The organism is Companilactobacillus mindensis DSM 14500 (assembly GCF_001434275.1).
In the GTDB taxonomy this organism is placed as follows: Bacteria; Bacillota; Bacilli; order Lactobacillales; family Lactobacillaceae; genus Companilactobacillus; species Companilactobacillus mindensis.
The window spans coordinates 1-23,701 of sequence record NZ_AZEZ01000003.1; the positions used below are offsets into that span (position 1 = coordinate 1).

The following is a 23,701-nucleotide window of genomic DNA, read 5'->3' on the forward strand; positions in this document are numbered from 1 at the left end:
ACCCGGTATGGGTTTATTTTTTTACTTTGTGTTGCATTTCAATTGTAAATTCGCCGTATTAAAAAAAGGCCACTGAACTTAATCAATAACCTATTTCAAATAATTCATATTTAATTTTCGTAAAGCTTCTTGTCGTTTAAGCTCTCTGGCTTTAATTAACGGTTCTTCTTTTAACTTGTTGACTACTTCCATTGACCGCTTGCCTACAGATACGTTCGTATCCGCATAGGCTGGTGTGGTAACAATAGAAACATCATATAATTTGTCGATTGAACGAATTGTTCTTTCATACTCCACACCATCAATGTCTGACTCACGCCATTCACTTCCATTACCATCGTCTGGCAACGAGAAAGCAAAAGAACATTGAGATAGGATGCCCATTCTGACTTCTTCTAGAACATCGTTCGCAGTTGTAGTATTTGGTAAATCAATTTTAAATCTCAATCCGGTATCGTCCTTGGTCAAAGTTAAATTGACACCTGAACGACCTAATAATTTGGATTGATCGTGGTTAAAAGTGGCTACCACATTACTCATATCAGTATTATCAAGACAACGTTTATCTAGTGTTTCGATAAAATAGTTATCAGCTAAAGGCTGTGAGCGTGTATTAAATTTAAGCGCATAGCCTTCAACTGTTCGTGAATCCTCTTCGTCACTTCTAACTTCCACTTTAGTTTGTGTTGTTCTTAGTTCCATTAACATCACCTCCTTTCGGTTGAGCCTTATTATTCTTTTGGTATTCATCTTTCAAAGCCAAAGAAACTGTGTTCAGTGTTGATTGATATGTATTCATTTCGAGAGTGTTATCATCAGCTTTCTTACCTAATTCGGCTCTAACTTCATTAGGCGTTAAGATGCTATTTTCGACCAGCGCTACTAGTTCAGTGACTGGTCTTGCTGTTTGTTTACGAGTATCAAAGTCGAAATGGTACTTGTGACGCTCTTTATCAGTCAGCAATTTCATTTCAAATTCACTAACGATTGGCTTAAAGTAAAACGGCAAATCATTACTGATATATCCAGCTGCTAACTGATTCACGGATTGATTAGGAGAATTAATTGCCAATTTATAGGCTGGTATTCTCATTGCTTTAGCAATCTGTGATGTGGACCAATTGTTAGAATTAATCAAATTCAGAACATTTGTATCTACTTCTAATGGTTGATAGTCCATTGTCGAATCAGTAATAATGGGACCATTTGAATCGCCTTCTTGAGCATATTCAAAATCAGCCCTAATCTTTCTACGTGCGTCCTTGCTGAGCTTGGCTCCATTAACTTTTAAAATTGAGCCTTTAAGGCCTGACTTAAAGAATCGTCCTAACGTATCAACGCCAGACTTTTGTAAATTGATTTCGTCTCCAAGCGATAAAAGTGGCGACCTACCAACAATCCCATCGGAACTAAAGAATTTAAAGTGGATAACATCTTCTGGTTCTAAATCAAATGGACTTCTGTCATCTTCCGGATAGAAAGTATAGTAATATTCACGTTTTACACCCGGTCTATCTCGATAATTAATTGCCACTTGTGAGGGTGGGAAAAATTCCAATTCTATTGCCTTACCAGCATCCTTACCGTATGTCGTAGGGTCACGAATAATGCGCGTGTACGAATTACCAGTCAAAATTGCATTAACCATCATGGCAAACTTCCAGGAGTATGCGGAACTATAATCATTAGATCTCTTATTTAATAGGTAGGTAACAGTATTCTCATCCACAATCGAATCATCACTATCTCTAATTTGTAGGATAGGAAATCTTGCAACATCACCAGCTACAATTGAAACGGCAGTCAATACATCTGAATTATTCAAAGCACCGATTCCCATAAAATTTCGATTACTTGGTAAAACACCGTTATTCAAATAGTCCATAGCCCAATCATCGCTAGAATCATTTAAACTTCTAAAAAAACTCATTTATTCACCTCCCTTCTAGTCAGATTTAATCATCAAGATTGCTAGGATGATCATCGAAACTCCACTTACAATCAGTCCAACCGGTAAACTAATAAAATATGAACCAATTGAGAGTACAAAAAAGCCACAAATCAAAACGATCTGTGGAAAGTTCAAGATCATCCATTTAAATAATTTACTCATTTTCGCCTCCTAAAAACCAAATTCATCACTCATTACATAGTCATCATTTAAGTAATTATCTATGTTTTCGGTGAAACAAATTGCGTAAGCGTCAAGTAAAGCATCAACAGGATCAATTTTGTTAGAATACTTATTTTTATCGATTCGGACACCGTTGTTGTCAGTCATTAGCACAGCATTTGTAACAGCTGTCTTTAAAATAAAACTGTCAGAATGAATAATGTTTCCGTTTATTACGCCATCTCTAAATTCCTTAGTAGGAGCAGAGAGAGTCATGGTTCCTTGTCTAACCTGGACTTGATCCCATTCTGGATGTCGCTTTTCAATTAATGTTAAAAGTTGTCCATATTGATATGGATCGTACATGATTCCTTTAACGTCCAAATTGTTTTGTTCGATAAAGGATTCAAGCCAATCAAAAACACGTTCGTTATCGATAACGCCTGATTCAAGTTTGGTTATTTCACATTGTCCTTTTTCAGCTAAATCACGATAATTCATACGGTCTTTTTTTATCTTTGCATCTAGTCCATATTTAGTTCCTACAAAAGAATAGGAATCTGCATACCATTTACCTTCAATCGGAACTAACCAACTAATGGCAAATAAATCGGATACTTTACCAACATCCACACCTATCCAAACAGGTTTGCCATGAATGTCTGGCTTAGTTTCAACCGTTGTTTCCTCCCAGTTTTCAATATCCAAATAAGAATTTTCTTCGGCTTGACGCCACATATTAAAGTTCTTAACCAAGACTTCGTTTTTCTCACCAGTTTGTTTGGCTACGTCCCATCGTTTCTTTAAATATGGTGCATAATCTTTCTTAACTTCAGGGATGACAAGAAGTGGATTACTCTTTGTCCAATTCTTAGGATCTTCAATCTCATCAATAGATTCTTGTTCTGCAATAAATGCAAAGTATTGATTATCAGTAATTTCTCCTGAAAGAATCTTCTTTGCTCGTGGATATTCAACCGTGTACATCGGCGCATTCATATTAAAGTTAGCTGTGGAAATAATAACTATTAGTGGATTATGTAATTGACCTTGACCAGAAACCAATAGCTCCATCATCTCGTTTGTTTTAGAAGCTCCATACTCATCAAGTACACCTAAATATGGTTCAAATCCATCAATGGCACCAGTATCACGAGAGAGTGGACGAACATATGAATCGTCATCCAAATTAATTAGCAACTCGCGAATTTTCTTAGTGGACTTTTTAATATCTGGAAACTTTGCACGCAATTGATCCAGTTGTTTACGAGCCATCTCAAATGCAATTTTTGCTTGCTCCTTATCGTTGGCTGTACAAAAGATTTGTCTTGAACGTGCGGGATCTTTAGCAAACAAGAATTCATACAAAATAATTCCAGATATAAGCAGTGTCTTACCTTGCTTACGTGCCATAGAAACAAACACCTTGTGGAATCTACGTCTACCATGGTCTTTCTTTTCCACCCAACCATAAATAGACTCAATGATAAATTTCTGGAATCCTGCTAGTTTGTGAGTGCCACCTTTAGGGTCTGGCAATAATTCGATGAATTTAATGGCTCTTTCGGCGAGTTTTTGGTCAAACTCATATGGAAATGTGGCGTCATTGACACGCTTTAAATCGTTTTCGTGGCGCTTTACAGCGTTTAAAGTGGCCTTGCAAGTGACATATTCACCACTTAAAACCTTATTAATATAGTTTTGTATGCTATCACCTCCCCTAAAATCCCAATTTATCGGCAAGTGTTTTAGCCTTGCCTTCTTGTTTTGGTACATTCATACGCATACGTGAATCAACCGTTAGTCCAATCTCACTAGCAGCTGAACGAATATTTTTCGAAACTTTATCTAAAGTTCCTAAAATCTTCATTCTGTCGTCAATATCATCCACAGTTTCAAGACGTTCACTTAAATCTACGAATTGTGAGTACCAGAAGCAATATTGTTCAACCATTGCCCTATCGACTGCCCTTACAGGCAAGTTTTTAAGGTCTGGTATAATTCGTTTCCACTCCGCTTTAGCCACGCCAGAGAGACGATTAGGGGGTGAATTTTGCAGTAACTTGTAGCCATCACTAGCAAGTATTTCAGCATTGAATTTTGCCTCTTGTTGTTGCTTAGTTAAGTTAGCTGTTGATTGCTCTAAAACCTTATAAGGACGACCTTTTCCCGCCATATCACCACCTCCAATCTTTATATCGAATTACATCTTCTTTCCAATAATATTTATGGTCTAAATCGGTCGTTTCAAAAAATTAATTAATAGAATTTCGTGCGCAAAAAAGAGGACGTGCGTTCAAGAAGCAGTGGTAATGTACGCCCCCGTTGACTTTGAGGGGGTAGGTCTGGAAAATATCCTCACCCATCTGGTTAAAATCTCAAGCCTCATAGATATTTTTTTGTGCGCAAACAATAATAAAAAGAAAAAATAAAACTAAATTCAATTCATTAAATGAAAAGAAAATAATTTTATTTAATTTGTTTTTACTTTTTTAATTTCTAAATCTAATTCATCAATCAATCTATCAACATCATTCATGATCTTATATGAATCAGTTGTATCTCTGTGTAGTCTGTGTAGTCTACTGATACACTCTTCCTTCGAAGTATCTAACATCAACCACTCTACATCATTAGATGATAGTAATGTAGTCAGCCTTTCATCAGGCTTAGTCATGATTAACCAAACGTTATTGAAAGTCTTCTCTGCTTTAATCTTACGTAATAACATCTCATATATAATCTGAACGTAATCATTCATATCTATGTTGTGCTTATGAATGGTTAGGTCATTAGCCTTACTATCATTTGTGTTCAAGACATTAAGCATCGAACCATCTAATGATGATGTAAGTAAATCATAATCATATACAAGATCATGTGATGTCATATGTCTAGCAACGTATGTAGACTTACCACTAGCTGGATAGCCTACCACAACATGTATCTTCATAGCTCTCTCACGTCCTTTATTCTTCTTAATCCATTCTCTACGTGTCTTTAGGTTATGACATCGTTGGCACAACGTCTCAAGATTATCTGTATTAAGTCTGTCTTCCCAATCATCTTCACTCGGAACAATATGATCAACTATGTTTCCTTCAAGTCCACATCTAACACATGTAGAGTAGTCACGTAGCAGGACCTGTTCACGTGTATGTCTCCATGCTGTGGTCTTGTAAAAGGATACGTACTCTTTGTTCTCACGGTTCCGCTTTTGATTGTATGCCTTATCTGTTTCAGTTCGGGTATGGTAAACAATAGGAACTAACTGCCGTCTTCCGTTGATAACCATTAGCTTCTTTGGCTTAGACATTTAAGAGTACCAAATTAATCTTTGACATATTGTTTCCTCCAAAATAAAAAGCCGATAGGAATTAACCTATCAGCTAGTGGCGTACTAAGTACGCGTTCAGTTTTAATATAGTGTGAGTGGGAATCTAACCCACAAACGCATTAACTAGTATACGTTTCACCATGTCGCACCTTATAGTCAGGTATGGAATCGAACCATACACCATCATCGATATTTAGCGTTACCCTTTGCGCCACTAACTACCAGTATATGAATTAGCATCGCTACCGTATTCATATACTTGTTGTTATTTTACAAAAGAAAAAATGAGGTTTTCCTTTATATTTTATGCTCGTTTTCCGCCGAGCAATGTGAGACTTGGGAATCGAACCCAAAGTTAATTAAAGGTGTATGTAAAATAATATTAAGTCCTGTAGAAGGAACGTCTATCTAAAATTGGTCTTTATTAACTGGCTACCATAGCCATCTCACAGAAGTAAGACGCTTTCCACACGTCTTACATTGTCGATTAAATAGCGATTACCACAACGCTATTCAAAAATATAGTTTGAGGGACATATTTTGCATTCTATTTAGATGGTTAGTATCTCTGCCAATCATCTATGCTACTAATTTACTACTTATATACATGTCTATAGTCTCAACTTAGTATCAATAATTTAATACGGGTCAAGTAAACCTAACTCGTTTGCTAAATTGTTTAAGAACTCATGCTTCAATCTGAATGCCTGTGCTCTTGAACAATGAATCATTCCATTTAAGATGAGGCCATCTATCCTATAATAGGGATGTTCTCTGAAATACAATTCTGAAATGATAGTCTTAGTATCATCACTAGCCACAATCAAACACTTATCAATGGCTTCCTTTTCTCGTTCAAGCATGGCCAAACGCTTATCAGCTTCAATGGTAATTATCATTTGTTCTTGAGGCTTAGAAATTTTACTAGACTTACCGCCTCCCACATTCTCATCCGATTCTCTATAAGGATGTCTGAGTTCCTTATTACGCTCAGAAATATATTTATCGAGGTTCGGATAGTCTCTTAACGTTTCTTCAATTCTACTTCGTGTTCCTGATCTAATAGTGTTCACTCTCCCTACTTAAAATGCATTGATATTTTAATAACTCCAAGTGTTATAGCAAACAATAATAAAATAGTTGTTGTACTAAGATAGGTTATTTTTTTGGCAATTTTATCTGTGGATATAATAAAAATCATAGCAATCATTGAATAAATTGATAAAAATATTACTGTCGAAATCATTTCTTCACCTACTTAATAAATGATTTGATTAGATAATAGTTTGGTGCTACTGCTTGTTGGATAGCTGTTCGAATATCAAGGAATGCTGAAACAAATATAATTAGTACGGCAATCCCAATTATTACTACAACTGGAACTGCTATGATTCCAAGCATACTTATATCTGGATCGTCGTAATTTTCAAAAAACATTGAATCTTTTTTATTCTGATTTGCATTTTTTATGGTTCTAATAATGAAATAAACAACCAGTATACAAAAAGCCATTACTAGTAAATCATAGATTGCTCCTGTAATATTCTGTCTAACGTACTCTGCTGCAATTTCGTGATACCCTTTTGGAATTTGTTTCTCCAAGATTTTTGATAAATGTACAATTTCATTCGATAAATTAGTCATTTAGATTCCTCCAACAATTCCGAATTCTCGTGTACGTTGCCAATAACTTCAATTTCCTCAACGTGGTCGCTGACTAGCATTTCGTTCCCAGTAGCCAAGTCTTCTCCAGCAATATAACTATTACCGTTCTCCATAATAATTTGTGAAATTTTAGGTTGAGCATACTTATAGCTAGACTTAACAATATCGCCTCCATAAATATCCTTGCCATTAACGTCTTTCAGGCCAGTAAACTGTTCAACGTCATACCATTTATTATTTAAGAAGCCTCCAAAGCAATCCTCGTCATATTCAGCATTTTCACCATCATCATATTTTACAAACCCACTCAACGTGTCATAGGCATCTTGTACATTGTAAAGATAGATTTCGTTTCCCTTATTCCACGCTCTAAACTTAATTCTTCTCATTCCTTCACCTCATAAATAACGATATATGCAAGCATTGGCCTACCGTTCATTCCAACAAAAACTTTAGGCATAATATCAATAACCTTATTTTGCTTACAAAAATCATTAACTTCATTCAAAGTTTTTTCTTCTCGCCAGATAGCCTCATTGGGCATGAATTCTTTAACTTGTTTCATTTTTCCACCTCATAAACGTTTACTAACGCATACACACATTTCATAGACTTGTAAGTTAATATCTTGAATCATATCTTATCCCTGCTTAGAATGGTGTAATAATTTTCCAAATGATGTCATTTTTTTCACCAGCAGTTAGATGTCGCTTTGCTTCTTTAAATTCAGGCTTCCACTCATATATTTTGGCTTGGTTGGTATTGATATATGAAATCGTTGCTTCAATATCCTTGTTGTGTTCTTCAAAAATTGATTCAATGAAATTTGAATATATCTTTTTATAATTCATAATTAATCTCCTAATTCAACTTTTTCAACATGTGAACCACCCTCATATAAATCTGAATATGGCCTATCATAAACATGAGGATTACTATTTTCTTTTACATATTTTTCTGCCTCCAACAATTCGGGATTTTCGCAGATATTTAATAATTCATCCATGTTACTCAACCTTCACAAGTCTAAAGCGGTCTGTATGTTTTCTAAGCTTGTATTTTTCGGTATGATAGTATCTAATTGATTGGACTGTTTTGTGTGTTAATTCAGCAAGCTCTTCGAATGTTCCCACCCCGATGTAATCACCGTTTTTAAACATTTTATATTTGAAATTTCTACGTTTTTTTCTCTTATCATCGAAGGTGTGCCAGATAGTATCATCAAGATATCCGTCATTGATGTATGTTTGCAGTCTGTATTCTTTGATTTCTAAAATGTCGGCAATTTCTTGCTTAGTCAATTTTGAATTTAATAGTTTCTGCGCAACTTTTAGATCAATCCCAAGGGGAGACCTATTTTCAATAGGATCGTTCCCGTCATTTAAGAATTTTCTAATCGCTACTAAGCGATTATCGTTAATCGGACACTTGAGTACTGTTCCATATTCGGCTTCGATTTCTAGTACCGTACTTACTACTGCATTAGTCATTTTCTATTTCCTCCACAATGCTCATGATTTAAATCCATAACCTACCAACTCCTCATCAATGATTTTTAATGCGTCTTCTGGCGAACGTGCTATGCCGTGAATAATATGATCAGACATCAATTGATTATGAAACTGCATCTGGTCTGGTCGTGGTCTACCTGTTGGTGTTTTAACTTCAAGGTAAAATATCTTACCGTTTGAAATTTTATATCCGTGTAAATCCGGATAGCCATTTGGTAATCCTGTTTGAAAAAACTTACCGTTTGGTAATCTCACACTACCAACATTTGCCCTAAATATTCTGCAATTATCTAAACTTACAGCAACGCGAATATCATTTTGAATTTCTTGCTCTGATTTACTCATAATATTTCGTACACTTCGGTACACTAGCTTGGGACACTATTTCTCTTACTGCCACATAGGATTAACTTCATTTTGACACTGGGACACTAATTTTTCTTATCCCCTATATATACCTAATATATATATATATATAACCTATACTACTTATTAGTGTACTTAGTGTCCTTATATTTATATAAGACATGGGGCTCTAAGAGTTTCGACCGGACACTAAGTTAAATATTAGTGTCCCAATGTGTACACAAGTGTACTAATCTCTCCTATAACCTCGCTTTGGATGATTTACATAGCTCCAACCAGCTTTATTATCCATAACATATTTAATCTTTTTAGATAGTCTACGATTCTTAACTAAACTTGTTTCGCCTAAGAACTTTGCTATTTGATTACTGCTAACAAAATCATCAGGATATTTTTCAAGAAAGTATTCAATCTGCGTTTCTACTTCATCTACATACATGAAGTCTTCACGATACTTAGCTAATTCTTGTTCTTGTTTTCGACTTAAGCCGAAGTCAAAACCATGTTGATAATAGCTAACAAATTCACCCCACATTTGATTGATAACTTCATCAGTTAGATCATCAAATGGTGTTTTCTTTTGACGTGTACCATCTACCTTTACGGGCAAGAATCTACGTTCACCAGTTCTATCTTTTAAATAAGTCATCTCATTAGTTGTTCTAGCTAAAACGAAATTTTTAGGATAGCGGATTGAAGTTTTACCGTAAGGTGGACGAAATTCCAATTCCTGGGCTGAAACAAATTTCTTTAAACTTTCAAAACTACTATTATTTGTAGCTGTCATTTCATCATCATTAGCAATCAATGATCGCAACATAACTCCGAAATTATCCTTATCCTTGAAGTCTGTGAACTGATCTGTGTACCATTCACGTGCCATTTTTCTAAGAAATGTAGTTTTACCAGCTCCTTGTCCTCCTACTAAATCAAGAACAAAGTCAAACTTAGTTTCAGGCTCATAAGCCTTAGCAACTGCACCAACGAAAAATATTTTTGTTATCAATGTGGTAATATCGGATTTTTCTACCCCTAAAAAAGTCGGTAAGAAATCATCAACTCTGTGTTTACCATCCCACTGTGTATAAACAAAGTCGAAATAATCAACCACAGGGTTGTACCTACGCTTACGGGCGTCATTTACTACAGCCATTTGAAATAGATTTCTATTAAATAACAAGTGGTAGTTATCTTCGATATATCTAAGGATTGATGGATCATAGTCATCTAACATTTGTCCTTTATCAATTCTTAAATCAGGTACATCTTTAACCACTCCAATTTCATGTGTGAAGTCATTAAATGCAAAGATGTTTCTTAACACTTTGTCATGTTCCAGTATCAAACCAATATTTTTTAAACTGTTTGTTTTAATATTATCTTTTTCGTTTAATTCAAAATCTAATGGCATTTGTACTACTTTATTTTCATGTTGCATTTTGGATAATTTACTTATACTACTTTTCAATTTTGCTTCCAATAGAATTTAGAGCCTCCCTTCTTTTAATTTCTTTTTGAACCATTGATTCAAAAGTTCGTTCAAACTCTTTAGCTGGTAATGACTTAGATGTATTCTCGTTCGCCTGTTTAGCAAGTTCGTATGCTGTTTCTACTTCTACATTGCGGAATAGTAACCCACCCACAAAACTCGCTAGGGCGTTATTTCTACCACCAGTTTCGCCTAAGCCATTAACTATTGATTCAAACAATTCAGACGTTGCTGTTTTCTCATCACTAAATTGATAATTACCTGGTTGATAGTTTGATTTATTGACTGGTCGTTTATTGATTAGTTCAATTAATTCACGGCTTGGTGTCACAATCGGATTGTGATTAAACCACGTATACCTCTTACCATTTCGTTCACTAGGTGCGATCATGAAATAATTATTAACGTGAGCTTTAACATCGACTCCTGGAAGCCATCCAATGTGTTGAGACATATCTATATCAGGACGTTTAAAATAAATCATTTGTCTACCACCACTAGAAGTAGTCTGTTCAAGCGTTGGTATCAATAGATCCTTATGCTCATATTCTTCAATTGATTTAAATCCATCGTGTCCATGAGCTTCCTTAGTATCTATATCAACTACAAATATGTTTATTGTTCTAATAGCTATTTGTGCATACGGAAATTGTTTCCATAGTTGTCTAACCTCATCGGGGTTTAAAGGTGGCTTATCTGCAAAAGTGATTAGTGGTTTCTTATCTAACATTGGAAGGACACTTAAACCTTTTTCGGCATAAGCGACTGCGTAATTAACAAGATTTCTCATAATCATATTTTTCTAAGATAGGTTTAAAATATTTTTCTTCGGCTTCTTTACGAGCGTTGATTGCATCTTGTTTATTTTTAAAACTTTTATCCAAAAGTAGATTGCCTTTCAAAGTCAATCGTGCCACCCATAGTTGATAACGCTTGTCCCAACGGACTCCTGTGATACCACTTTTATTATCACTTCTTGGTGTAATAGCAGTTAGTTTGAATAAGTCTGTTCCTTCAACTCGTACTTTGTTACGTTTACATCTGGCCTGATTGAAATTATTTTGTTTCGTTTCAAGTCCTAAGCAGCCACAGCTTTGCGTGGTCCCATATGTAAGACATCTAGCATTTATAGATTTGCTATTCCCACAATCACACTTACATTTCCAATATGTACCGTTGCTATGTTTTTTCTTTTGAGTTTCATAATCTCTTTCAATAACGGTTAAACGGCCAAATCTTTTACCGGTTAAATCAATAACTCTACCCATAATACTCACCTCGCATTTATCGGGCATTCCACCCATTCGGCATATACGATACTGCGATATTTACTTTTTAAAATGGAACGTCGTCATCTGAAACTTCTGGTGTATCTTTAGCATCAAATGGATCTTCTTTAATTTCTTCAAATTCATATTCCTTATATGGATATTGAGGCTTTTTTTTATTTTCACTAAGCTTTAAAGTCATCTTAAATTGTTTACCAATTGCTTTACTAAATTCATGTACCATAATTTGCATACTATCCCAAGCGTCGTCAGAAATAGCTACTCCTAAAACCGCTGCTAAACGTGCTACGGTTTTGATGTTTCTATCGATTACGAAATCGGGCAAAGGTTGACCCTTAGATGTGACTTCATCTAAACCAATGTTGATGAATTCGATACGTCCTGTGTTGTCACCTTCAATAACTTGAGCTTTCATGCTTAGTTGTCCGTAATCGGATTCTTGTACATTTTCAACTGCCATATGATAATCGCCGGATGGTAGTCCTGGATACCCGTTGATTTCGTCCTTTGTTGCATCAAAATTGCTCATTACGTTTTTAGCTCTATCTCTTAAACTCATTGGTTATTTACCATCCTTATTAGTTGTTGTTGTTTGTACGTCTTTAACGAGCGCCCCCGGTATTGCCATTAAAATTCTTAAAATTTGTGGATCATCAATTTCAGATTGTTTGTATTTACGTCTGATGTCTGTAACTGTTCTTAGATAGTTATGACCTAAGTGCTGTGTTCGAATAACTAAGTCGCAGTTACCATTTACGACGTTGTAATACTTTTGCTTTAATGCGGGTGATGCGACACTAACGCCATCTTCCATTTTGGAATTCTCACGACTGATATATATGATGTTCATTGGCAAAGCCTTTAAATTCATAACTAATTCTTGAAGCATTGAGTCAAATAATCCCCAACCTTTTCCATAAGGAACATCGCCAATAAACTTCACGTGATATTCGGCACAAATTGCTTGATCTAGTAACGTGCATACGTCTTCAATCACATCAATTACCACAGTTTTAAACGTATTCGATTCAGTTCCTAGAGCCAAAATATATTTGTCTAAGGTGTCAATTGCCGATGTAACAATATTGCCTTTTGCATCAAAAGTATTTTTTAACTGTACGCTCGGTCTTGTTCCGGAATTTTTTTCATTATCATCAGTGCTAAACACAAAAGAGTCTGGAAATGCGGAGGCTAGATAACTTTTTCCGGACATGGTAGCACCCCAGATAAAGAAGTTACGTGGTGCATAATGTGGCGTATGCGGTTTGTTTTCAGGTAAAATTGACAATTTATAACCCCCTTGTTGAATATTCACACAATATTTTTAAAAGCTTTGCTTCATTCTTACCAACACCGTTAAACATCGTATTAACACGACATTGAAGCATTAATGAAACTTTAGCAATCGGCTTTGAGCCGTCCATTTTATAAACCCACAATTGTTGATTAGGTCTGTCGAGGTGACTTGATGCTAGTTCAGTTCTGTAACCTAATTTATTAATTTCTTGAATCAAAACTTCTGTGGTTCGTTTCATTTAATAAATCCTCTTTTCTTAGCGTAGAAGTAACTCCAACCAGGTTTGTAACCTTTGAACTTACCAAACGCTCGTATTTCTTCAAAACTCTTTAATTCACTAGCCTTTTTGTCAGCAACATTCGCCGTTAAGTTGTCTTCCATAATCAATTTAGCTTTACGAATTCGTTCTTCTTTAACCTTTTCAAGTTTGGCTTCTTCAACTACTTCTAATACCTTTTCTTCGGTCAATTCAGCGCCGCAGAACGGACATTTATCACCTTTACGATAGAATGTAGCAAAACACATTGGACACGTTGTAACGGGCTTAATATCGCTTCTGCCATCATTGCTTTTAGATTTATCTTTGCCGTCCAAAGTCCAATTGTGTGGTTGCGTTGGTAGTCCAAACCTATTCACATTTCCAACGTGATCAATGATTATTGCTGTCTTACCTTTACGTGGATTCATGCAACGCATTGCAAATTGTAAATACAACGACAATGATTGTGTCGGTCGTAGCATGATTACACAATCAACATTGGGTAGGTCTAAACCCTCTGTAAACAGTTCGGCATTGGTAACTACTTGTATTTTTCCATTACGATAATCTTTAATAATAGAATTACGTTCATCTTTAGGAGTATTGCCACTCACAGCTCTTGCTACTACTCCATTGTGGTTGAGTTCATCGGCCAATCTTTCAGCACTAGCAACGTTGTATGTATAAGCAATTGCTTGCTTGTTACCAGCTAATTTTCTGAAAGTTTTAACTGCATTTCCATATACCTTGGGTTTAAAAGCTTGTTCAACTGATTTCTCATCAAACTCACCGTTTCTTTTAGTTTTAAGTTGTGAAACATCTAATTGAACTGGAGCATAGTAGTCAACTGGTGCCAGGAATCCATCCTTAATCAATTGTTTTATTGAGTTTCCTAGTATCAAGTCGTCTGCTATGTCATCAAAGCCTTTGCCATCCAGTCGATACGGTGTAGCTGTGAATAGTAACTTTAAAGCATTGGGGAATTTATCAAGTATTCTTCTATAACTTTTGGCTAAGGCATGGTGTGCCTCGTCCACAAAAATAATAGCGGGCTCCTCTAAGTCATTTACATGACGTGTAATTGTTTGAACCATACCTATTTTTGCTAGTGACATGTCCACGTCTTGTGCTTTAAATGTCGCAACTACTTGGTCAACGATTTCCTTACGATGAACAACAAACAAAATTCGGTTATGTTTGGCTGTCGCTCTTCGTGCTATTTCAGCCATCAAAACTGTTTTTCCAGTTCTAGGGAGGGGATTGTACGATTATTGATCGATGACCCTGGTCAAATGAATCGTAAATCCGTTGTAATTCCTCCAATTGATAGTCCCTTAGGTGAAACATTATCGAACCGTCATATTGAAAGTTTGAATAAGCCGACCATCTCCGACTGTCTTTCCTTTTAGTAAAGCATCTTTAACTTTGGATCTATTCATAGTGGGTTTTTGGTCGTAAAACTCTGCCGGAACCGTTGACGGTGTTACTTTAACTTCAGATTTAAATGTTCCTGGAACACTATATGTATGATTAGGCGTTTTAACCTTAGTTCGACCGCTTGCGTTAATACTTGCGGCGACTAAGTCCCGAATGTATGAAATGCTTTTACCGATTGCCTTTTTACGAGCCTGTAAGCGTTTAATCTCTGCATTAATCCCGTCCTCGTCTGACTTTAAGTTAGTGGTTAAATCCATGCAGCCATCGTATTCACTATCTAAAGTTAGTTTGATTGAATTTGCAGTATCGTTAAACGTGGTAGGATCAATGTCGTCTGCATGTTCTTGAAGTTCTAACAATTTTCCTGTTAGCTTATAAACACTCATATGTAGCACTCCTTCTTTGTGATATAATTTAACTAATAGCTAGTTAATGTATGCGCCTTTGCTGATTGCGCTCAGCAGGGCGTTTTTTTGTTGCTCTAATTTACTGCCTGCTGCTAAATATTTAGCTCGATTATGTTCAGACATAACAAATCTAAATATCAATTGTCGGTTTCGATAATGGATTGAAGCCATAATCACCCTGTTGACGTGTTCACTGATTGTTACCATGCTCTCACCTCCCTTCTATGAGTAGTAGTGTTCAAAAGCTTCTTTAACTACTGTTTCAGCCCTAGCTTTATCAATCATCAAGTCATCTCGATAATGCTTTAAACGCTCAATATGATAGGCTATTGATTTGTTTTCAATTTCTTGGACGTTTTCCACATACTTCTTAGCTTCGTACGTTTCAATCTGTTCGGACTTACGTCCAATTTCTTCGCCGATTCGAACGAACTCATCTAAGGCATTCTCGATCGCTACCACGTCTTTATTGACATTCATGGTTAGCCTCCTGGAATGCTTTAATTAGTTTGCTTTCAATGTCATCATTCTCAGATTTATAACGGCTGTTCGTGACTTGCAGTCTTAAAATACAATTGCTGTATGCCTCCTCATCGTCTCGACTCTCAGCATTTGCCTGGAGCTGTCTTTGTTCATCGATTAAGGTTTCAGTGTATTTAATCGTTCTATTCATCTGTTTGTGTTCGGATAGTAATTCACTAAACTCTTTAGAATTCACGTGGTTCATCTCCCGTCAGTTTGTCATCAATCATGACATCGTAAGGTTCACAATCGCCATTTGGATCATAATCGGCATCCGTTTTAATTTTTAAATTGTCCATTTAAATTTCTCCTACAAGTCGAAGTCAAAGAACTCTTTTATAAATCCACGTAAACCATGATATTTAGTTAATAGGTATGTAATTGCCCATACTAGAGCTGGTATCACTAAAATAATTGGTATTCCTATACTCATAAAACTTTGCTCCCACGCTTGTTTTTTTATAAATTTTTAATGTAATCGTCTAGTTCATTCGGATCATAAAGCTTGGTGCCACCTACTATGTGGAATGGAAGACCTGGTAAATTCTCACGAATCGTACTGTCAGCCATGCTTAAATAGTTCGGTAGGTCTTTAGTTCGTAGCCATTTACGTGTTACAGCTTTAATGACTTGATCTCTCAATATTTGAAACTGTCGTTCACTTAGTAACATTTCAATTGGCCTAATTTCTCCCATTGTTTAGACCTCCACGAGTTGTTCAATCGTAGGACAAATGTTGTGCTGCTTAAGAACTTCATATAGTCCTAAACGACCTTTTTGAGTCCACTTAGTGTTTAAAACAGCCTTTTCAGTTCCATCTTTTCGTTTAACCATTGTTGTATCTGAATGAGTCCAACCATTATGTTGATATTTAGAATAAAGCAACCACGTTGTACCTTGTTTATATTGAATTCCAAGTTCATGAAGTTTAGCGTTCATTTCTCTACCACTCATCCCATAATCTTTAGCAATGATAGTTATAGTTACTAATGATGGATTAGCGAGAACTTTGTCATAATAAGTAACTTTTGGTCTGTCCTCTGCTACTTGTTGTTCAGCAATCAACCTACCCTCACGTTCCGTCTTAAGCTGTGTGGCTAATTTAATTAGGTAATCTGGATCAGTTAGTGTTTGTTCAATCGCTGAATCAGTTAAGTAAGCACCATGTTTTCGTATTGTTGGTAGAACCTCTGATGTAACCCAACGCTTGAATTCTTTTGCGGCTGGTAATTTACTAGAAAGAATTAAACTATAAAGTCCTGATTCATTAATCAAAATTACTTCACGGTTTTGACCTGACAGAACGATTCGTTCACTCAGCTTATCTTCATCATCAACATGATCTCTGATAGCCTTAGCAGTATTCATATAATTGAGAATGCTCGCCACGTCTTTACCCATAAAATAAGGTTTGCTGTCAATTTGTACCGTTCGTACATTGTTTCCTTTAAAATTAAATTCCTGTAAGTTGTTCATCATTTACTTGCCTTCTTTTTTATAGGTTTAAAACTCGTGCAACTTGTTCACGTAATTCACGTGATTTAGGTGTCATGTCGCCTTTAATAGCTCTATTCAATTGTTGTGGATTAGCATGAATCAATTCAGCTAACTCTTTTTGAGTCATATCTCGATTAAGCAATGCAATCTTAATTGATCGCTCAATGTCATGTGCTACCTTTGCGAATTGTTGTTCTGGCATGTGATCAACTCCTTTCCATTCTGTTATTTTTTCATCAAGTTGTTGACCTTAATTAGCACAGGTGCTAATATGAAGGCATATTAAATAAGCAATGCAAACCCTATTACTACCGCAATTCTCGCCAAAGCATTGTATCGGTGGTCGTGTGTTTTTGTTGCTCAATTACTTGATGAATTAATTATTACGCACAAATGCTAATTTTGCAAGTGCATTTACGCATTTGTGCTAATTAAATTCGTCAAACTTATGGAGAACATTGTTATGACGACGTTTGAACGAATTAAAAAAGTTTCAAAAGAACAGGGTTATTCCCTAACAAAACTAAATGACAAAGCTGGCTTAGGCACAAATTCCATATATCATTGGAAAACTAAAACGCCTAGTACTGAAAGCCTATCTAAGGTTGCTAATGTTTTACACGTATCTGTAGACTACCTATTGGGTAAAACGGATGATCCGGATGTTAATACTAAGTCTAAAAAAGTAGATATTAAAGATGCTATGCAAGATGACTACACTATCATGAGCTATGGTGGTAGAGAAATACCACCAGAAGAATTAGAAATGATTAGACGTATCTTAGACGGGGGAAAATAATATATGAGTGATGTTACAACTTACTTACTGAATTACGCACTAGATCATCACATAGGATTCGAATTACTTAATGGAATAGATTCTGATTGGCCTTCCTTAGCCATACCAGAACGTAACATGATGTTTATTAATACGAATTGGTACAAGCAAGAGGAACTGCCAATGGTGGTAGCTCATGAGATTGGTCATATGCTTAATGGCGATACCTGCTACATATATGACCATTCAAATATTGGAAAGATTAGTTCTGAGGGAGCTGCTAATAAGGTAGCAATCGATTTACTACTACAGTATTGTAAAGATTATGATATCCACTTCAATAGCTATATTATGTTTCTACAGCAATTCTGTATTCCATTGAGATATGAATACATCGCCAAAAGAAAAATGGCTGTAATGTGATTTTTAATACATCCCTTCTGATATACTTATACTGATCAAATATATATTTATGGGGGAAATTATATTATGGATAAAGAAAAGGTAAAAAAGCCACTATATAAAAAATGGTGGTTCTGGGTTGTACTTGGCGTGTTTATTATTGCAATTGCCTACCTAATGATACCTAAGGAACAGGCGACTTTAAGTATTGATACTAAAAATATCACCCAACAAGCCGACGGAAAGGCAAAGTTTAAATTTAGTACCAATGAGGGTAATAAATATAAAATCATTAGAATTTCTGATGGTGCCGTTTATGGACCTAAGGTAGCTGAAACTGGTTCTGTAAATATGACCCTTTATAATTCAGGTGAATTTAAAATAATCTCATATTTTAATAATCAGAAGATTTCTAAAAAGTTTACTATTCATCCATATGTAAATAAAAAAGCATCTACTAAATCTGAATCTTCAAGCTCTAAACCAATGGATTTTGGTAAAGGCGATATGGTTGGCAATAGTGATATGGTTGCTTCAATTACTGTTAATTCAGTACAAAAGGTTGATCCAGATGATGTGTCTGTTACCGATATATCTCATAATTATTCAGGTATGCAACAATATGTAATTGTTAATTATACTGTTAGTTCTGTTAAGGGAGACATTCCACTGGATGATTTTGATGGATCAGAACTATCTGTTGCAGATTCCAACGGAACAATTGGTACTCAATCATCAAATAGAGACAATGGTATACCTGATACTTTATCTGAAGGGCAAAATGCTAATTTAAGAATTGGTGTCGGGCTAAAACATTCAGGAAATGAAGTAACAATCAAATTTAATGACTTGACCTGGAAGGGGCAAATTCAGTAATTAATCACAAAAATAAATCTAAGTCTCAAGTAGGCTTATTTATTTTTACCAAAATTAAAAAAGCCACGCAACTAAGCGTGACTAGAAGGACTCTATTATGAGCGATGATAATAATTTAAGAAAGATTTAAAATTTTTATTTGTCTATCGGAATCTATTAACATTTGAGAACTCTGCTTACGAGCTATTTTTTTAACTTCCAAGTAAGATTTCTCCTCTTCTGGTTTTTCAAAAGGAATTAAAACCGGACTCAATTCGTCAAAATCTGAACCAGAGCTATAGTAAAGATATCCACAATCGATTAATTTATTATCAAAATCATAAATGTAAACCCTCTGTGGCTCATTACTATTGAAAAAGAATTCTTGTGTGGATTTAACGTCGAAATCAGGTAGTCCGCTTCTGTTTCTTACTTTTGAAATTAACCAATTAATAAACTTTTTAGACCATGGAAAAACAGTAAAGTCTAAAACAACGCTTATTAGTAATACTAAAAGCATGGTAATAGCTATTGCTAAGTAACTGCCTTGCTGAGCATGTGGTATAAAACTTGCTATCACTAAATATAAAAGATAGTTTATACCATCTAGCATAATAACAAAATATCTTTTATCGTCCTTGTTATCTTTATAGAAGTCTACTACATCTAATTTTGTTAATATATTGTAATTTAAATATCCTAAACTACCAGAAACTATAAGTGATGATATTAATGACGTTAAATTCATATAGCCCTCCTAATATATACTATATAATATTATATCACGTATAGCATAGCAACTGTGTAGATTCAATATCAAATTTTAAGGAGGTGATGCCTGATTTACTCTCATAATTTGCGCTCCCACGCTTGAAAATGAGGAGTAATAATATGGCAACAATAACAAAATATACATTAAAAAATGGCAAATCAATGTGGAGATGTATTTATCCTAGTAGCATTGATCCATTAACAAATAAAGTAAAAAGAACTACAAAACGCGGCTTTAAAACTAAAGCGGAATGTCAAAAATTTCTAAATGCAAAATTATCTGAAATTGATAACCATGGATATTCTAACGACTCTGATCTTACTTATAAAAGAGTATATGAATATTTTCTTGAGTCCTATAAAAATACAGTCAAAGAGAGCACGCTAAATCGTGTTGAAGGGCTTTTTAAGCACCACATCTTGCCTTCACTAGGAAGTTTCAAGATAAAAAAAATAACCACTCCTATGTGCCAGGAAGCGGTAAATAAGTGGTCTAATGAACTATCATCATTCAAAATGGTTAAATACTATGCGAATCTTGTATTTAAAGAAGCCATTAGATTAAAGATTATCTATGATAACCCCATGAATTTAATTGTAATGCCAAAGAAGAAACAGCAAGAAGTTAATAAACCAGCTAATTTTTGGACTAAGGAAGAAACAGCTATGTTCTTTGACCAACTATATAAAACTTATTCCGACCATAATCAAAAAGCCATAGCAATGTTCAGACTTTTATTTTTTTCCGGAATGAGAAAAGGTGAACTCTTAGCATTGCAGATCAACGATATTGATTTTGATAATAAAACTTTAACCATCAATAAAACTGTAAGTCGTGGAATAGATAATAAACCTATTATTTCTACACCTAAAACTAAAACGTCTGTTAGAACTATCGGTCTTGATAGTCAAACTTGTTCAGTTTTAAAAAAGTGGCTTAAAGAATTGAGAAAAGAAATGTTTGTCCTTGGTTATAATATTGATAGCTCAAACGATCAATTATTGTTCCCTAACACACACAACGAACTATTGAGCTTAACTAAAATCAATAAATGGTTACAGGTCATAATAAATACATACAATAAAAATCATGACGAAAAGTTAAAACGTATTAACATTCACGGAATCAGACATACAGCATGTTCCCTCATGCTTGAATCTGGTTCAAGTATCAAAGCTGTTCAACTTCAACTTGGACACTCCGATACATCCCAAATAATGAAAGTTTATTGGCACATATCTAATAAAACACAAATGAATACTGTTAACAACCTCGCAAAGTTTGTGAATTTTTAAAGTGTGTCACGGGTGTGTCACGGATATATTTTAACAGGCTGTAGCCCTTGTACCTATTGCTATTAAGGCATTTTGACCATTGAGGGTATCTTTCTCGTAGTTCGCTTATATAAATAATCGTTAACGTCAGTCTTTTGCGACTGGCGTTTTTTGTTGCTCTACACCCTTTTTCCATCGATGACCAGTAAAACTGTCGACTCCTTTTTGAAACAAGTTTTCAAAGAAGTCATCTAACTCTTCAACTGGCATCTCGGGATGTTCCAGCCAATATTTAACTAATCCCATCAATGACGAGGATAAATATTGCATCAGCAATTCCTTTTGTCGATCATCTAACCAGTTGAATCGTGGCGAGGAATTGATCGTATTTAACCCCCGCTCCACTAAAAAGGCGATGAAACGGTCATTGAACCGCGAGTCAGCATGGTCGCTCAACAGGATGCCAATAATATCACGGCGTTCATCGATAGCTTTCAGCAAAACTAAGACATTGCCTTGATGAACCTTTTCGTCAGCTGCAAATATTTTTTCTAAAACGTTATCTTCAATCGCTTTCAAGATGGCAGATTTATTTACATAATGTCTATATACTGTCGTGCGGTTGAGTTGGCTTCGATCGGCGATTGCCACGGTCGTAATTTCATCAAGTCGCTTCTCTTTCAGTAGTCCTAAAAGTGCCGCTTGAATTCTTTCGTCAGTCGTCTTCATAAGGCCCTCCATATTTCAAAATAATCACTATATTGTCCGACAAACTACCTCATGATACAACTGGCTTTTTGAATATATTTAAACTGAAATTTTTATAAAAACTTTTGACAAAAATAACCTCTGATTCAGAGATCCTGAATCAGAGGTCATTTTACATTGATCTTTGAAAGCTAAACGTATTTTGTCCTGCCTTCTAATTGTCTCTTATTTATGTATAAATTGTTATATTAAGCAGTCTTTAATTTACTGACGGCTTCTTCGATTGTTTTACCATCAGCAAAAGCATGTGTGTTTTTGTCTTCAACAGTAAACAATTGAGAACTGGTATTTAATTGTACTCGATATTCCATTTGTCTACCCCCATCTTTATATTTCTTAGATTATTCCCAACGGATAATAAATGAAATTATATTCTTTATTTATTAAAATGCAAGCCCTTTCTTTTTAATAAAACTCATGACATTATTTTTTTCGGTGGCAAAATTTCTTCATTCTAGATATAATGAATACAATCAATAAGGAGAAGATGCAAAATGAAAAATATGTCCAAAAAAGAATATCCGTCGTGGTACCCTCATAAACGAGGGCATAACACTATAGAGTTTAGTAAGCCAGATAAATGGTACGAATGGTCGGCCATTCTGGACGTTATCTTTTTTGCGATTTTTTTACTTATCATAAACTTCTAATTGAGAAAGCATTCCTAACTTTCAAAAATTAGGACAAAATAACCACTGATTCTAAATCGAATCAGTGGTTATTTTTTTACTCTATTTATCGTTAAACATCATATTGTGTCTCGTGGATTCCGGCATTCATTAGATCATATGGCGTCTTCATTGTTTCTCCATCCCAAGAAGCAATCCCTACAACCATTGAGATTGCCAAGGTATTCAAGGAGACATCGGCTTGTACGTTTTCGGCGAAGCCTTCTTTAATTCTATTCGTTGCGATCGAAGTTCCCTTGGTGTCGCTATATAGCAAGACAGCCCAAGTTGGATCTTCGTTGTTCAACAAATAAATAACATCATTGGTCCGCGTCTTCTCTTTGATAGTTTCAGTCGTCAATTTCAACAAGTGCCGCAACTGATCCGGACTCATCATTCGTTTCAAGTCGTTGAAGTAACGAATCTTGATTATCGCTGTTGTAACTGGAATCTCAAAACGACGGTTAGTTTCCGCAAAAACGGCAATATCTTCAATGTAAGCAACCGTAGTTCTCAAATTAGTCTGTTCATCAAAGGCTCCCCGTTCGATCAAAGAAGTCCGCAATTCACTGTTAGACTTCTGCAAAGCAACTTGGTTTCTAGTCATCGTATACAAAGCTAGCGACAACAATATTGGCATTATCATCCAAAAACTCAGCTGCCATGGCAAATGTGAAGTTTGTGTAACGTATTGATAAACCATGATCACCGCTTGAATGGCGATGAAAACGATATTTGAGATCAGACTAGGCAAGATGCCGAAGAAATAGGTGATCATCATCAACATCCCCGTACAGAATAAATACACTACGTTTAAGAAGATATGACCACTGATGGCCATTAGGACTCCTGTGGCACTAGACAATGCCAAAAAGGTCAACAACCCAACATCTTGAAAAAGCGAACTCCTTGCATCATTTTTGTCCATGTTTACTGCCCCCATTCAATTGTCCTTGTTTTCTGAAGGTCAAAAAGACACCAACACCGATCGCAAT

General features: G+C 35.4%; 37 protein-coding genes. 4 read left to right on the plus strand and 33 right to left on the minus strand.

Annotated elements, in window-relative coordinates; genetic code table 11:
• Positions 1 to 90: 90 nt before the first annotated feature.
• The 29 genes from FD29_RS00280 to FD29_RS00405 form a co-directional block, all read right to left on the minus strand.
• Entirely contained in the window at positions 91 to 702 is a 612-nt protein-coding gene (locus FD29_RS00280; protein ID WP_307724431.1) for an HK97 family phage prohead protease, read from the minus strand.
• Positions 677 to 1,930: a phage portal protein gene (locus FD29_RS00285; protein ID WP_057886990.1), complete on the minus strand. Its 1,254-nt coding sequence runs from the start codon at positions 1,928 to 1,930 to the stop codon at positions 677 to 679. The genes FD29_RS00280 and FD29_RS00285 overlap by 26 nt, the downstream gene beginning before the upstream one ends.
• 15 nt (positions 1,931 to 1,945) lie before the next feature.
• A complete protein-coding gene (locus FD29_RS11315) occupies positions 1,946 to 2,113 on the minus strand; it encodes a hypothetical protein (protein WP_157049370.1) in 168 nt (55 codons plus the stop codon).
• 9 nt (positions 2,114 to 2,122) lie between these two features.
• On the minus strand, positions 2,123 to 3,820 hold the full coding sequence (locus FD29_RS00290; protein WP_057887042.1) for a terminase large subunit: 1,698 nt from the start codon (positions 3,818 to 3,820) through the stop codon (positions 2,123 to 2,125).
• A gap of 13 nt (positions 3,821 to 3,833) precedes the next feature.
• Positions 3,834 to 4,289: a phage terminase small subunit P27 family gene (locus FD29_RS00295; protein ID WP_057886991.1), complete on the minus strand. Its 456-nt coding sequence runs from the start codon at positions 4,287 to 4,289 to the stop codon at positions 3,834 to 3,836.
• Positions 4,290 to 4,586: 297 nt separating this feature from the next.
• Complete coding sequence (locus FD29_RS11800) at positions 4,587 to 5,429, minus strand: HNH endonuclease (RefSeq protein WP_057886992.1); 843 nt, start codon at positions 5,427 to 5,429, stop codon at positions 4,587 to 4,589.
• Positions 5,430 to 6,088: 659 nt separating this feature from the next.
• Positions 6,089 to 6,523 carry a hypothetical protein gene (locus tag FD29_RS00305; protein WP_057886993.1) on the minus strand — a complete coding sequence of 145 codons (435 nt, stop codon included), beginning with the start codon at positions 6,521 to 6,523 and terminating at the stop codon, positions 6,089 to 6,091.
• Positions 6,524 to 6,704: 181 nt separating this feature from the next.
• Complete coding sequence (locus FD29_RS00310) at positions 6,705 to 7,094, minus strand: hypothetical protein (protein ID WP_057886994.1); 390 nt, start codon at positions 7,092 to 7,094, stop codon at positions 6,705 to 6,707.
• Positions 7,091 to 7,504, minus strand: a complete 414-nt coding sequence (locus tag FD29_RS00315; RefSeq protein WP_057886995.1) for a YopX family protein — start codon at positions 7,502 to 7,504, stop codon at positions 7,091 to 7,093. The genes FD29_RS00310 and FD29_RS00315 overlap by 4 nt, the downstream gene beginning before the upstream one ends.
• The gene (locus tag FD29_RS00320; RefSeq protein WP_057886996.1) at positions 7,501 to 7,680 is read right to left on the minus strand and encodes a hypothetical protein; all 180 of its coding nucleotides are present in this window, start codon (positions 7,678 to 7,680) and stop codon (positions 7,501 to 7,503) included. The genes FD29_RS00315 and FD29_RS00320 overlap by 4 nt, the downstream gene beginning before the upstream one ends.
• An 85-nt stretch (positions 7,681 to 7,765) precedes the next feature.
• Entirely contained in the window at positions 7,766 to 7,966 is a 201-nt protein-coding gene (locus FD29_RS00325; RefSeq protein WP_057886997.1) for a hypothetical protein, read from the minus strand.
• Between the two features lie 2 nt (positions 7,967 to 7,968).
• Positions 7,969 to 8,121 carry a hypothetical protein gene (locus tag FD29_RS11320; protein ID WP_157049371.1) on the minus strand — a complete coding sequence of 51 codons (153 nt, stop codon included), beginning with the start codon at positions 8,119 to 8,121 and terminating at the stop codon, positions 7,969 to 7,971.
• A 1-nt stretch (position 8,122) separates the two neighbouring features.
• On the minus strand, positions 8,123 to 8,605 hold the full coding sequence (locus FD29_RS00330; protein WP_057886998.1) for a hypothetical protein: 483 nt from the start codon (positions 8,603 to 8,605) through the stop codon (positions 8,123 to 8,125).
• A gap of 21 nt (positions 8,606 to 8,626) precedes the next feature.
• Positions 8,627 to 8,971, minus strand: a complete 345-nt coding sequence (locus FD29_RS00335) for a VRR-NUC domain-containing protein (protein WP_057886999.1) — start codon at positions 8,969 to 8,971, stop codon at positions 8,627 to 8,629.
• A gap of 250 nt (positions 8,972 to 9,221) precedes the next feature.
• The gene (locus FD29_RS00340; protein ID WP_371862702.1) at positions 9,222 to 10,430 is read right to left on the minus strand and encodes a virulence-associated E family protein; all 1,209 of its coding nucleotides are present in this window, start codon (positions 10,428 to 10,430) and stop codon (positions 9,222 to 9,224) included.
• A gap of 19 nt (positions 10,431 to 10,449) precedes the next feature.
• Positions 10,450 to 11,271, minus strand: a complete 822-nt coding sequence (locus tag FD29_RS00345; protein ID WP_057887000.1) for a bifunctional DNA primase/polymerase — start codon at positions 11,269 to 11,271, stop codon at positions 10,450 to 10,452.
• On the minus strand, positions 11,255 to 11,749 hold the full coding sequence (locus FD29_RS00350; RefSeq protein WP_057887001.1) for an AP2 domain-containing protein: 495 nt from the start codon (positions 11,747 to 11,749) through the stop codon (positions 11,255 to 11,257). The genes FD29_RS00345 and FD29_RS00350 overlap by 17 nt, the downstream gene beginning before the upstream one ends.
• Before the next feature lie 67 nt (positions 11,750 to 11,816).
• The gene (locus FD29_RS00355; RefSeq protein WP_057887002.1) at positions 11,817 to 12,329 is read right to left on the minus strand and encodes a hypothetical protein; all 513 of its coding nucleotides are present in this window, start codon (positions 12,327 to 12,329) and stop codon (positions 11,817 to 11,819) included.
• A 3-nt stretch (positions 12,330 to 12,332) separates the two neighbouring features.
• Positions 12,333 to 13,058 carry an AAA family ATPase gene (locus FD29_RS00360; RefSeq protein WP_057887003.1) on the minus strand — a complete coding sequence of 242 codons (726 nt, stop codon included), beginning with the start codon at positions 13,056 to 13,058 and terminating at the stop codon, positions 12,333 to 12,335.
• A gap of 1 nt (position 13,059) precedes the next feature.
• A complete protein-coding gene (locus FD29_RS00365) occupies positions 13,060 to 13,305 on the minus strand; it encodes a hypothetical protein (protein ID WP_057887004.1) in 246 nt (81 codons plus the stop codon).
• Positions 13,302 to 14,555: a DEAD/DEAH box helicase gene (locus FD29_RS00370; protein ID WP_057887005.1), complete on the minus strand. Its 1,254-nt coding sequence runs from the start codon at positions 14,553 to 14,555 to the stop codon at positions 13,302 to 13,304. The genes FD29_RS00365 and FD29_RS00370 overlap by 4 nt, the downstream gene beginning before the upstream one ends.
• 117 nt (positions 14,556 to 14,672) lie before the next feature.
• Positions 14,673 to 15,149 (minus strand): siphovirus Gp157 family protein, encoded by a 477-nt coding sequence (locus FD29_RS00375; protein WP_057887006.1) that lies wholly within the window; start codon positions 15,147 to 15,149, stop codon positions 14,673 to 14,675.
• A gap of 39 nt (positions 15,150 to 15,188) precedes the next feature.
• Positions 15,189 to 15,377 carry a hypothetical protein gene (locus tag FD29_RS00380; protein WP_057887007.1) on the minus strand — a complete coding sequence of 63 codons (189 nt, stop codon included), beginning with the start codon at positions 15,375 to 15,377 and terminating at the stop codon, positions 15,189 to 15,191.
• 15 nt (positions 15,378 to 15,392) lie between these two features.
• Positions 15,393 to 15,650 (minus strand): hypothetical protein, encoded by a 258-nt coding sequence (locus tag FD29_RS00385; RefSeq protein WP_057887008.1) that lies wholly within the window; start codon positions 15,648 to 15,650, stop codon positions 15,393 to 15,395.
• Positions 15,637 to 15,888, minus strand: a complete 252-nt coding sequence (locus FD29_RS00390; protein ID WP_057887009.1) for a hypothetical protein — start codon at positions 15,886 to 15,888, stop codon at positions 15,637 to 15,639. The genes FD29_RS00385 and FD29_RS00390 overlap by 14 nt, the downstream gene beginning before the upstream one ends.
• 114 nt (positions 15,889 to 16,002) lie before the next feature.
• A complete protein-coding gene (locus tag FD29_RS11700) occupies positions 16,003 to 16,125 on the minus strand; it encodes a hypothetical protein (protein WP_268871987.1) in 123 nt (40 codons plus the stop codon).
• 26 nt (positions 16,126 to 16,151) lie between these two features.
• The gene (locus tag FD29_RS00395) at positions 16,152 to 16,388 is read right to left on the minus strand and encodes a hypothetical protein (RefSeq protein WP_057887010.1); all 237 of its coding nucleotides are present in this window, start codon (positions 16,386 to 16,388) and stop codon (positions 16,152 to 16,154) included.
• A gap of 3 nt (positions 16,389 to 16,391) precedes the next feature.
• Positions 16,392 to 17,168 (minus strand): phage antirepressor, encoded by a 777-nt coding sequence (locus FD29_RS00400; protein WP_057887044.1) that lies wholly within the window; start codon positions 17,166 to 17,168, stop codon positions 16,392 to 16,394.
• Positions 17,169 to 17,187: 19 nt separating this feature from the next.
• On the minus strand, positions 17,188 to 17,391 hold the full coding sequence (locus FD29_RS00405; RefSeq protein WP_054642070.1) for a helix-turn-helix domain-containing protein: 204 nt from the start codon (positions 17,389 to 17,391) through the stop codon (positions 17,188 to 17,190).
• Between the two features lie 261 nt (positions 17,392 to 17,652).
• On the opposite strand from FD29_RS00405, the gene FD29_RS00410 reads away from it, so the two are divergent.
• The 3 genes from FD29_RS00410 to FD29_RS00420 all read left to right on the plus strand — a co-directional run bounded on the left by FD29_RS00410 (position 17,653) and on the right by FD29_RS00420 (position 19,245).
• Entirely contained in the window at positions 17,653 to 17,988 is a 336-nt protein-coding gene (locus FD29_RS00410; RefSeq protein ID WP_057887011.1) for a helix-turn-helix domain-containing protein, read from the plus strand.
• A 3-nt stretch (positions 17,989 to 17,991) separates the two neighbouring features.
• Positions 17,992 to 18,390 carry a M48 family metalloprotease gene (locus FD29_RS00415; protein ID WP_057887012.1) on the plus strand — a complete coding sequence of 133 codons (399 nt, stop codon included), beginning with the start codon at positions 17,992 to 17,994 and terminating at the stop codon, positions 18,388 to 18,390.
• Positions 18,391 to 18,456: 66 nt separating this feature from the next.
• Positions 18,457 to 19,245, plus strand: coding sequence for a hypothetical protein (locus FD29_RS00420; RefSeq protein ID WP_057887013.1), 789 nt, complete (start codon positions 18,457 to 18,459; stop codon positions 19,243 to 19,245).
• A 115-nt stretch (positions 19,246 to 19,360) separates the two neighbouring features.
• Here the strand turns inward: FD29_RS00420 and FD29_RS00425 are convergent, their stop codons facing one another.
• Positions 19,361 to 19,972, minus strand: a complete 612-nt coding sequence (locus FD29_RS00425; RefSeq protein ID WP_057887014.1) for a hypothetical protein — start codon at positions 19,970 to 19,972, stop codon at positions 19,361 to 19,363.
• 143 nt (positions 19,973 to 20,115) lie between these two features.
• On the opposite strand from FD29_RS00425, the gene FD29_RS00430 reads away from it, so the two are divergent.
• On the plus strand, positions 20,116 to 21,291 hold the full coding sequence (locus FD29_RS00430; RefSeq protein ID WP_057887015.1) for a site-specific integrase: 1,176 nt from the start codon (positions 20,116 to 20,118) through the stop codon (positions 21,289 to 21,291).
• Between the two features lie 126 nt (positions 21,292 to 21,417).
• On the opposite strand, the gene FD29_RS00435 is transcribed toward FD29_RS00430, so the two are convergent.
• The 3 genes from FD29_RS00435 to FD29_RS00440 all read right to left on the minus strand — a co-directional run bounded on the left by FD29_RS00435 (position 21,418) and on the right by FD29_RS00440 (position 23,634).
• On the minus strand, positions 21,418 to 21,999 hold the full coding sequence (locus FD29_RS00435) for a TetR/AcrR family transcriptional regulator (RefSeq protein WP_057887016.1): 582 nt from the start codon (positions 21,997 to 21,999) through the stop codon (positions 21,418 to 21,420).
• Between the two features lie 227 nt (positions 22,000 to 22,226).
• Positions 22,227 to 22,349: a hypothetical protein gene (locus FD29_RS11705; RefSeq protein WP_268871988.1), complete on the minus strand. Its 123-nt coding sequence runs from the start codon at positions 22,347 to 22,349 to the stop codon at positions 22,227 to 22,229.
• A gap of 430 nt (positions 22,350 to 22,779) precedes the next feature.
• Positions 22,780 to 23,634 carry a hypothetical protein gene (locus tag FD29_RS00440; protein WP_057887017.1) on the minus strand — a complete coding sequence of 285 codons (855 nt, stop codon included), beginning with the start codon at positions 23,632 to 23,634 and terminating at the stop codon, positions 22,780 to 22,782.
• Positions 23,635 to 23,701: the final 67 nt, after the last annotated feature.